The 2,421-nt window shown below is 62.1% G+C and carries 2 protein-coding genes; both read right to left on the bottom strand.

Features of this window, described 5'->3' with window-relative positions:
• On the bottom strand, nucleotides 1-473 hold a 473-nt coding region (locus tag AC0Z4S_RS26430; RefSeq protein ID WP_485625103.1), incomplete at its 3' end, for a DUF4123 domain-containing protein.
• Nucleotides 463-2,421, bottom strand: a 1,959-nt coding sequence (locus tag AC0Z4S_RS26425) for a type VI secretion system Vgr family protein (RefSeq protein ID WP_485625102.1), incomplete at its 5' end; no start/stop codon positions are given. The genes AC0Z4S_RS26430 and AC0Z4S_RS26425, both read right to left, overlap by 11 nt.

The raw sequence follows: 2,421 nt of genomic DNA, 5'->3' as shown, positions 1-2,421 counted from the left end.
TCCAGCGCCTGCCCATTGATCAGATACCGCTCGAACACCGGCAGCACTTCCCCAGCCGTTTCCCCCAGACCCCGCAGAATCGGATAAATATGCCGTCCATCCCAAAACCGGAAAAACACCTCGGTGCCGTCCGGCATTTTCACCTGCGTCAGGCTGCGCAGATGCTCGAACACTTCGTTCGGCGCTGAACGCGATACCGCCAGCCAGCCCCAGTCGAGGGCGTCGGTTTCGGCGATCCAGGGCAGTAAGGCGGAGTTGGCTTTGAGTTCGGTGAGGTAGGGCATCACGGGTTGCCAGGTGGAGTAGGGCGTGCCGCCCCAGATCGGCAGGAGCTGGGCGGTGGGTTCGGTGAGGTATAGGGTTTTCAGTGCGTCGGCGTCGCTGGCGGCGCTGATGATCAGGTACAGGCGCTCGCCGCTTTGCAGCGGCTGTTGCGCCAGCCAGTCCTTGGGCGTAATTCGATCAGATGGCACAGGCACCTGCCTTGCATTTTTCGCATTCTTCACAGAACGGCGCGTTACGTTTGAGGGTGTTGATCTGCGCCGGGGTCAGGACCTGGCCGGCCTTGTCCGCGTCAGCCTGTTTCAGGATGCCGGGCATCAACGGCGCGGCGCCGGTGCCAACGCCCGGGCTGCCGCCTGAGTTCATGTTGATCACCGGGCCGCTCAGGGTCACGCCGCCGGCGTCGATCTTGATGAAGCTGCCGCCGCCGACCAGCGTGAGTTCGGCGCCAGCTTCCATCACCACTTTCATGCCGCTGCTCAGGTGGATTTCCTGGCCGGCGTCGATGAACTGGCCGGTGCCGATCTTGATGTGCTGATTCACACCGACGGTGAGGTGGTCGTTGGCGCGGGTTTCGACTTTGCGGTCGGCGTAGACGGTGTGGTGTTCTTCGGCCTTGAATTCGCTGTAGCTGTTCTGTTCGACGGTGTCGTGGCGTTCGTTGCCGACGCGGATTTTCTGGTCGTGCTCGATGTTTTCGTCCCAGTCGCGCTGGGCGTGCAGGTAGATCTGTTCCTGGCCTTTCTTGTCTTCGATGCGCAGTTCGTTGTAGCCGCCGCCACCCATCGAACTCAGGGTTTTAAAGGTGCTGCGGGTCTTGTTCGCCGGCAGTGGATAGGGAACGGTGTTTTCCTTGTGGTACAGGCAGCCGCTGATCAGCGGTTGATCGGGGTCGCCTTCAAGGAAGGTGACCAGCACTTCCATGCCGATACGCGGGATGGCGATGCCGCCGTACTGGGCACCGGCCCAGGCGCTGGAGACGCGCAGCCAGCAGCTGGTTTTGTCGTCGGCCTGGCCTTCGCGATCCCAGTGGAACTGGACTTTGACCCGGCCGTATTCGTCGCAGTGGATTTCTTCGCCTTTCGGGCCGGTGACCACCGCGCTCTGGCTGCCGAGGATGCGCGGTTTCGGATGGCGCAGCGGCGGGCGGTTGGGCACGTCCCACGGCGTGGCCTGGAAACGGTTGCGGTAGCCTTGATGGAAATCGTCTTTCAGCGCGGTGGTGTCGCTGGTCACCGACTCTTCGAGCACCTGCGGCTGCTTGCCTTCGTGCAGGACCTCGGTGAGCAGCCACAGGTCGTTCCACTTGGCTTTCGGGTGTTCGGTCAGGGCGAGTAAATGGCCGCTGACCAGCAACGGCTGATCGCTTTTGCCTTCGGCCAATTGGAAGTCGCTGCGGTGGCGTTCGAGGGCGCGTTTGGCCAGGTGCTTGCCGCGCTCGCGGTCGATGAAGCGGCCCGGGTAATCGTAGTCTTCGAGGTCAGGCAGGGCGTCGCCACGGTTTTCGCTTTCCAGGGTCAGGCGCGGTTTTTCGAAGTCGTAGTCGCGACGGGTGGTGCGGCTGGTGCGGGTTTCCAGGCGCAGGTCGAAACGCTTGATCACCGGGTTGCTGGCGACCATGCCGGAGTCTTGCTGGTAGGGCACAGGTGCCAGTTTCGGGAACACCGTCTGGTCATCGCCGAAAACGAGCTTGTGCGCCGTGGCGCTGTGCCGGAAGTGGTAATGGATACCTTCTTCTTCGCACAGGCGCTGGATGAAATGCAGGTCCGATTCATCGTATTGCACGCAGTAGATGCGCTCGGGATAGATCGACGCGGTCTTGAATTCGTAGGCGTTGCTTTGGATGCCGTGCTCTTCGAGCACCATGCCGATGATTTTCGGCACGCTGAGGTTCTGGAAGATGCGCTGGTTGATGCGGTGCGCCAGATACGCCAGTTGCGGGCGCAGGGTCACCGAATAACGGGTCAGGCGCTTGCCGGAATCGCCTTGCGCGGCGCGGTAGATCTGCCCATGAATGCCGCTGCCGTCAGGCGACAGCTGCAGGAAGGCCGGTTTGTGCAGCAGGGTTTCGAGGTCCAGCGACGGCTGCTCACTGACCAGCTCCACCTCAAAGACAAAAGGCTGGCTGATGGCTTCCCG

The organism is Pseudomonas sp. 1L-B-1-E-C1, assembly GCF_057291835.1.
Note: the sequence above shows the minus strand (reverse complement) of the source record. Positions and strands in the feature narration are given on the sequence as shown.